Source organism: Parvimonas sp. D9, assembly GCF_035282565.1.
Classification (GTDB): domain Bacteria; phylum Bacillota; class Clostridia; order Tissierellales; family Peptoniphilaceae; genus Parvimonas; species Parvimonas micra.
In genome coordinates, this window is the sequence record NZ_JAYKBM010000093.1 from 1 (window position 1) to 321 (window position 321).

A 321-nucleotide genomic window follows, 5' to 3' on the forward strand; every position below is an offset into this window, starting at 1 on the left:
TCGTAGGCACTTTCGTTGATGCCCAAAGTGGCTTCCAGGAAAAAGCTTTTCCGACGCTGCAGAATAAGCAGTGGGAGAAAAACGACGGCGGGGAACGTTTCTCTGCCCAGTATACTTTCCGGGCTATCAATTCTGATTCCCAGGTACAACGTATTACCCAGCGCATGTATGAGGGTACGCGCAACCAGGCAACTATTGCTTTTGCCTTGCCTTTGTGGGCCATTGAGCTTGAGCAAGGTGATTGGTTTGAAATGTCCTCAGCACGCTGGGGATTTACCAATAAGCTGTTTGAGGCGGTTAAGGTAGATATCGCTACCAATC

Annotated in this window: 1 protein-coding gene; it reads left to right on the forward strand. The window is 49.2% G+C overall.

Annotated features, from left to right (window positions below; genetic code table 11):
- Positions 1–321, forward strand: a 321-nt coding sequence (locus tag VJI94_RS08155) for a hypothetical protein (protein WP_324008988.1), incomplete at both ends; no start/stop codon positions are given.